Annotated in this window: 8 protein-coding genes and 1 pseudogene; 2 read left to right on the top strand and 7 right to left on the bottom strand. The window is 48.5% G+C overall.

Going from position 1 to position 6,238, the window contains the following annotated elements:
- Positions 1-2,170: CHC2 zinc finger domain-containing protein (locus AACQ38_RS22800; RefSeq protein WP_165579133.1), on the bottom strand; the 2,170-nt coding region annotated here is incomplete at its 3' end.
- Positions 2,171-2,282: 112 nt separating this feature from the next.
- Between AACQ38_RS22800 and AACQ38_RS22795 the strand changes: the two genes are divergently transcribed.
- Both AACQ38_RS22795 and AACQ38_RS22790 read left to right on the top strand, forming a co-directional pair.
- Positions 2,283-2,690 carry a helix-turn-helix domain-containing protein gene (locus AACQ38_RS22795; RefSeq protein ID WP_242685662.1) on the top strand — a complete coding sequence of 136 codons (408 nt, stop codon included), beginning with the start codon at positions 2,283-2,285 and terminating at the stop codon, positions 2,688-2,690.
- 103 nt (positions 2,691-2,793) lie between these two features.
- On the top strand, positions 2,794-3,081 hold the full coding sequence (locus tag AACQ38_RS22790) for a SymE family type I addiction module toxin (RefSeq protein WP_149617578.1): 288 nt from the start codon (positions 2,794-2,796) through the stop codon (positions 3,079-3,081).
- Positions 3,082-3,119: 38 nt separating this feature from the next.
- Here AACQ38_RS22790 and AACQ38_RS22785 read toward each other — a convergent pair whose 3' ends face one another.
- The 6 genes and pseudogenes from AACQ38_RS22785 to AACQ38_RS24235 all read right to left on the bottom strand — a co-directional run.
- Complete coding sequence (locus AACQ38_RS22785; protein ID WP_149617577.1) at positions 3,120-3,452, bottom strand: hypothetical protein; 333 nt, start codon at positions 3,450-3,452, stop codon at positions 3,120-3,122.
- Positions 3,449-4,402: pseudogene (locus AACQ38_RS22780) on the bottom strand (DNA/RNA non-specific endonuclease); the annotation flags it as partial. The gene AACQ38_RS22785 and the pseudogene AACQ38_RS22780, both read right to left, overlap by 4 nt.
- Positions 4,389-5,021: a hypothetical protein gene (locus AACQ38_RS22775; protein WP_041379993.1), complete on the bottom strand. Its 633-nt coding sequence runs from the start codon at positions 5,019-5,021 to the stop codon at positions 4,389-4,391. The gene AACQ38_RS22775 and the pseudogene AACQ38_RS22780, both read right to left, overlap by 14 nt.
- Positions 5,011-5,832: an HNH/endonuclease VII fold putative polymorphic toxin gene (locus AACQ38_RS22770; RefSeq protein WP_165579131.1), complete on the bottom strand. Its 822-nt coding sequence runs from the start codon at positions 5,830-5,832 to the stop codon at positions 5,011-5,013. The genes AACQ38_RS22775 and AACQ38_RS22770 overlap by 11 nt, the downstream gene beginning before the upstream one ends.
- Positions 5,833-5,857: 25 nt before the next feature.
- Positions 5,858-5,989 carry a hypothetical protein gene (locus tag AACQ38_RS22765; protein ID WP_265340076.1) on the bottom strand — a complete coding sequence of 44 codons (132 nt, stop codon included), beginning with the start codon at positions 5,987-5,989 and terminating at the stop codon, positions 5,858-5,860.
- Between the two features lie 66 nt (positions 5,990-6,055).
- A partial coding sequence (locus tag AACQ38_RS24235) for a hypothetical protein (protein WP_207631962.1) occupies positions 6,056-6,238 on the bottom strand: 183 nt, incomplete at its 5' end.

Here is a 6,238-nt window from a genome sequence, read left to right as displayed (position 1 = left end):
GCACCAGACAGCGGTTCAGCAGTTCTTCATCCACATCAATGGCCGTCGTCGTTAACATCAGCATCACCGGTCCCTGTACCTTGTATTCCCGCGTCACCAGTTCGCCGCTCTGTTCGTTCTTGCCGGTACTGGCGATTTTCAGCTCGCCGTCGGATTGCAACAGTTTCAGGGCATAGGCCGCCTGCCGCACGCCTTCTTCTTCGGCTATCGCCAGTATTTTGTGTTGCAGGCTGGTTTCGCCGAGGTAATACAGGCTCTGTCCGGTCATTGCCGAGTACTGGATACGCTCCTCTTCCGGCATCAGGTTCAGCACGGCATCCATCAGGCTGCTCTTGCCTGCCGCGCTGCTGCTCTGGATTAACACGGCCAGCGGTTTATCGAGTTTGCGCGAGACTGCCGCCAGATACCCGGTCAGCAGATTGGTCGATTCGCCGACCACCCCGCAGGCGGCCATGTCGTTGATAATCTGTTCTGTTAAGTTCGGTGATGTCAGCAACGCCAGCGCGGCGGCTTCGTCTTCCGCGCTGACCGTGACCGCCGTTGTCCCTGAGGCTTCGGCGTCGGCTTGCTGTTGCGCGTCCTGTTGCTGCTCCAGCATCAGCAAGACCCGCCCGGCTTCGCGTTTGATGACCGACAGCTCGCATTCCAGCTCTTGCGCCGCCGTGCTGATGTAGTTCTGACGATGCCGCGCGTGATACATGTCCAGCGTATCCACATGGAACAGGCCGGACGTTTCATCCCGCACCTGCACATTGACTTTCATCACATCGGGCACCGGCGGTTTTTTCATCCCCCGTATCCGCCAGATACGTGGCCCGCTTTTCATCAGCAGTTCACCGCAGGCCGTGCGCTCACAGGGCACGGGGGCAACAGTCAGCGCCGGCGGGGCGGCTAAGGCAGCCGGTTTAGCCACCTCGGCATTGTGAGGCTTTTCCGTCACACTCGGCGAGACGGGCCGCTCATGGCTGAACACCGCGCCCGGCGCGGTTCCCTGTCCCAGCCAGACCGCCTGTTGCAAGGCCAGCCCCAGCGCATGTTCGGCGTTGCCGCTTTTCAGCGCATAGTCATTGGCATCCATGCCCGGTGGGAACTGCACCCGCCACGCCTCGATACCGGCTTCCAGTAAATCAGCCGCCACATTAGCCGCGCCACGGTCTCCGGCCTCGTCCCGGTCAAAGGCAATCAGCACCCGTTTCACGCCGTGATACTGCAAGGCTGCGAGGTGCTCACGGTTAAACCCGTTCACCCCGAACGCGGCGATCACGTTGCGGAACCCGGCACACCAGAAGGTCATAGCATCGATCAGCGCTTCGCACAGGATAATTTCCGCAGCGGCTTTCATCGCTGCCTCATTCCAGACCCCGGCCAGTGGTGAGGACAGGTACAGATGCTTTGGGCTGTCTTTCAGGACTTTGTAATCCGGCTGGGTTCGGCGACCATACAGTTGCAGCACCCGCCCGCGGCTGGCCACACTGGTCGATTCGGCCCAGCCGATTATCGGCACCACGACGCAGCCCCGGAAGTGGTCCTGCCGGGTGGTGGTACGCAACACGCCCAGCCCCGACAGCTTGCCGCGCAACTGCTGACCTTCCTGACTGTCTTTGGACGGCAACAACCCCGCGGAACCGCTGATACCGTGATGACCCGCATAACCGAGCCGGAAGTGGCTGACCAGTTCAGGATGATTCAGCCCGCGTCGTGCCAGCCAGGCTTTGGCTTCCGGTGACGCCAGTAAGTGCTGATGATAAAAATCAATCACCTGATGCAACAGCGCCTGCCCGTCATCGTCCAGGTCGGCCAGTTTCGGGCGCGGCAGGGGGGCCGCCTGTGATCCCGGCGGTGCGGCTAACGAAGAAGCGGCCACAACTGCATTGTCCATATCCGGCAACCCGGCCAGCTCCCGCAGTCGGCGGATAGCGATTTTCAGCGTCACCCCTTCCGTTTGTATCACCCAGTCCAGCACCGATCCCGCTGCGCCACAGCCAAAGCAGTGATACAGGTTCTTGGCCGGCGATATCACCATTGAGGGCGTTTTCTCGTTATGGAACGGACAGCGCAGCACATAATCCTCACCGCGTTTTTTCATCGGACGGCCTTGCTTACGCGCCAGCCCCAGTAACGAGACGGTTTGCTTTAAGCGGGCTAAATCGGTATCGGGAACGCGGGTCATCAATGACCTCCTGTAAAAACCTGTCAATAGGGTTTTGATAAAAATAACTCGACAAGCATATACTACAGTAGGTAGTATTTACAACAGTAAGATGTAAAACAGGGAGTAGATTATGGTCATTGAGTCACGAACAACATCGGTAAAAAAGACTATGGCCGCATCTATCAGCAGTGAAGAACAGATTTTTATGATGACATTAGGCAAGAGGATAACCACCTTACGCAAGGAGGCAGGGCTGACACAGGTTCAACTGGCGCAGAAGCTTAATGTTTCCCAGCAGGCTGTTCAGTCATGGGAGGCGGGAAGAAGGAGGATACAAATATCGATACTGCCAACTGTGGCAAGAATACTTTCAGTTTCACTGGAAAAGTTATTCGGCGAAGAGAGTGACCGGATACTGAGTAAGCGCGGCCCGGCTTCACGACTGGAAAAACAGATTCAGATTATTAGTCAGTTACCCAAAGGTAAACAGAAGCTGGTGTCTGAGATGCTGGATGCGGTGATTGCGCAGGCTCAGTAATAAAAAACAAGCGGCTAATTAAAGAAGGGATTTTAACGCGGGCTGATGGTGCAGCCACACCGCCAGCCCGCTCACCACAACCAACTATACGAGGTAGTTAATTATGGCTGGACGCGATGATAAAACAATTCGCCGTATTTCCCAAGCTGAGCGTTTTGGGAGAGCAGGAAAAAACAGCATTTCTTTAAAGGGAAAATGGTTACAAGAGGCGGGATTTACCTTCGGAATGCCGCTAAAGATACGGGTGATGCCGGATTGTATTGTGATTACGGCCCAGAATACGCTGGAACTCTGGCAGTGTCTGGAGGGGCTGAGTATTGCACCGTTCAACCCCAGTGCTGCCGTTAACTGGATTAAGTATTATCCCGGTGGGTTGATGATGACAGAATAGGACAAAACAACGGCCCCGGCACAAAGCCGGGGCGAGTTCTAATCATCATATTTAAAATCTATGTTGATTTTCATTTTATCCAGATCAACGGTGATTTCACACCCTGACCAAGCGGGTTTTCCATTAGTTAGATTATTGTCAACAAAAAAAGATCTCAGTTGCACTAATAATTCTGTAAGGTCTCCGGGGGCTTTACTATCAGGAGAAAACCAGCCTAGTTCACCATTTTCATCAATATAATCAAATTCATATTTACAACCGTCATTTTCGGGAAAAAGTTTTGCTCTGACTATCATCTTCTGAGCATCACTTGGCCCTGCATCAACCAAAAGTTGCCCAATTTTTTGATATATATCTAAATCATCAGTCATTTCCCGCCTCCTGGCGCATTTTTGAAGTCAACAATCACAGGTCTCTCACCATTAATAGAGTATTGAACGTTTAATCTATCTGGACGAATATTATTACCTGAATAAATCGGTTCTATCTTCACATCGACCTGCTTACCATCCTTCAATGCTTTTGCCCAAGTATTTTCCATTTGTTTCCAGGCACCTTTATTAAGATTTCCATCCATAGGCACAATATTTATTTTTTCACCGGGACCATTAAAAATACTGGCAATTAGATGCCCTCCTTCATCTCCTATATTCCCACACTTTCCAGCCTTACATTGCTGATACGTATTGCGATCATTTCTTGATGGAGACAAAGATGCTTCAATATTACTGGTCCTTCCTTGTCCATCTATGTGATAGGTCTTATTCCCATCTACATGATAGACCGTATTCGGTTCGGGTTTGTTCAGGGCCTTATTCCATCCGCCTTTCTTACCGGAATCTACCACAACAATGTTTTTCTCTGCTGCCGTATTGCCGGGCTTGCCTCCTTTGCCCATTCCACCGGTAACAGCCCCTAATGCCGCACCCGCTAAGATTTCTGCCTGCTGCTTGTCGATACCGTAGCGGCTTTGCAACTGATGCGCAAATTCCGTACTCGAAACGACGCCTTCGGCTTCAATCTGCTGGGCCAACAGAGAAGACATGTCATTCTTCATCCGTGAAGGCACATCGTCACCCAGTACGCGATCGATGGCTTGACGTACCAGCATACCATTAGCCGGGATATCACCGTATTTTTCCTTGCAGGCGGCGGGGTTGGAGGAACACACCGTGATCAGCTCTTTTTGCTGCTTGAGGCTCAGATCTTCCATTTCCTTCGTGATCTGTTTGCAGTCGCCGCGTCCCTCACACCCTTTGGCTCTGGCCGCAAAGTCATCTATCTGATCCGCGCTCAGAGAGTTATTCTCAATAACAACCTTTTGTTAGAGAAAAAATATTCTCATTCCTTCCTAGTGCAACAATCTCACAGCCAAGATCATCGAAAGCACCTAATATCATTAAAACGATGCCATTATGTTGCCAAATGAAATTTGCCCAATCTGAAATATGTCGAATTTGTGTTATATCTAACCTCTCATAAATATTTTCGTCGGGGATAAGTGCCAAATATGTTTTCTTTTCAGTTAATACTAACTTTGCCGCTGTTTTTAAATCGGAAAGATAAAAGTGACATAACCCTGATAAAGTCAAGCCCCGTGAAGACTGAACCATAACATTCTGTTTTTTTAACGCGAATTCTGTATCATTTCCTCTTGATTTTAATAATCCCCAAGCTTGTTTATACCGAGTAATAGATGTGTCCGGTTGAACGCCAGATAGTTCTATATATAAATAAATAGAACTTCTATCATCATAAATTTCTAGCGTCTCTACCATTTTCGTAAAAAGTGGTACAAAACCTCTTTCGCGATTTAGATCTAATAGTTCCCAGCTTACCGCTTCAATATTCATTTCTGTAATAAATAAAGAACTAAAATTAGTGATATCGTTATTTTTACAGATATCAGTAGCATACCTAACTATCATGTCAGTAGTCATAGTGATTCCCTTTTTCATCATTAAAATGAGGCCCTCTATTCTGGGGATCATTTATTCCAAAATCATGACCTTTGGCATCATCCCTAATTTGTATTGTTTGAGTTCCCCCTCCTGCTTTAGGAACATCAAATTCATAAATTTTTCCAGGCTGGAGCCTTCCTCGCTTATCAACATTTGGCAATACTCTATCAGGATGTTTTCCAATAGGAATTCCTGAGCGACGTTTTGCTTCATTAAATGCACCTGACCTACCTGCTCCTACAGGAGAATAGTTTTCTGGTTTTTCTCCTTTGGCCTGATAAATAAAATCATCTTTTTTCGGGCCATCAGGAATTGGGGTCACCGTCGTATTACCACCTACATCCGGCTTACCTTCCGTATTGCCGGTATGATTTGGTGCAATGTCAGACCGATTTTCCTCATTGCCTGCATGGTTCGGTATACTACCCGGCTTTAACTGTTGGTTTCCACCGGTATGATTAGGGTATTTCCTTATATCGTCAGACTGATTACCACCTGTATGTGTTGGCAGATTAGCTGGATCAACAACTTGAGTGTATTTATCCTGAAGTGTATTTAGGTAACTCTGTGTGATTTCATCATTTCCCATCATCTGAAGCATAATCAGATGGTCTAAGTCTTCTGAAGAAATCTTATCAGCGATTTCCTTTGCCACTATTCCGGTTATACTCGCCTTAACGCCTATCTCCAGGACTTTTTCTGCCACTTTGGCTCGACACGGAGCAGCTATTGCACACCCTTCTGTTACCAGTTTTCCCAGGAAATTATTATCGGTAACAACGCATTCCATTGCGAAGTTGACCGCCGGACACCAATTACTCCAATGTACTCAGTCGGTTACAAACGATTTTTCCCGGGGTAGTTCGATGTCCGGCCCATAATGCCCCGACGCGACTTTTACCACCGGTTAGTTGGTCTCGGTCATCGCGGATGGAGGAACCAATCATCTAGATGAGGCCCCCTCTAAACCGATAATTAAAAGTAAAATCCCAACTTAAAAATCGAGATTTTAATCATGTAATGAGATCTACTTTTGTATTCATCAACACATTTATAAACTCGTCTAACGGGAATTTCATTTCTATTGGTTTTTCCAAAATCCTACTATCTGAAAAAAATTCAATCTCAATAGAATCAATTCCCTTGTCTTTGTTAAGTTGACAAAGTATTTGCCCCCTATACGAAATTTCTGCTGT

The sequence above is a fragment of the Photorhabdus sp. RW14-46 genome (assembly GCF_963887965.1).
Lineage (GTDB): Bacteria > Pseudomonadota > Gammaproteobacteria > Enterobacterales > Enterobacteriaceae > Photorhabdus > Photorhabdus laumondii.
This window is presented reverse-complemented; position numbering and strand designations above follow the sequence as displayed.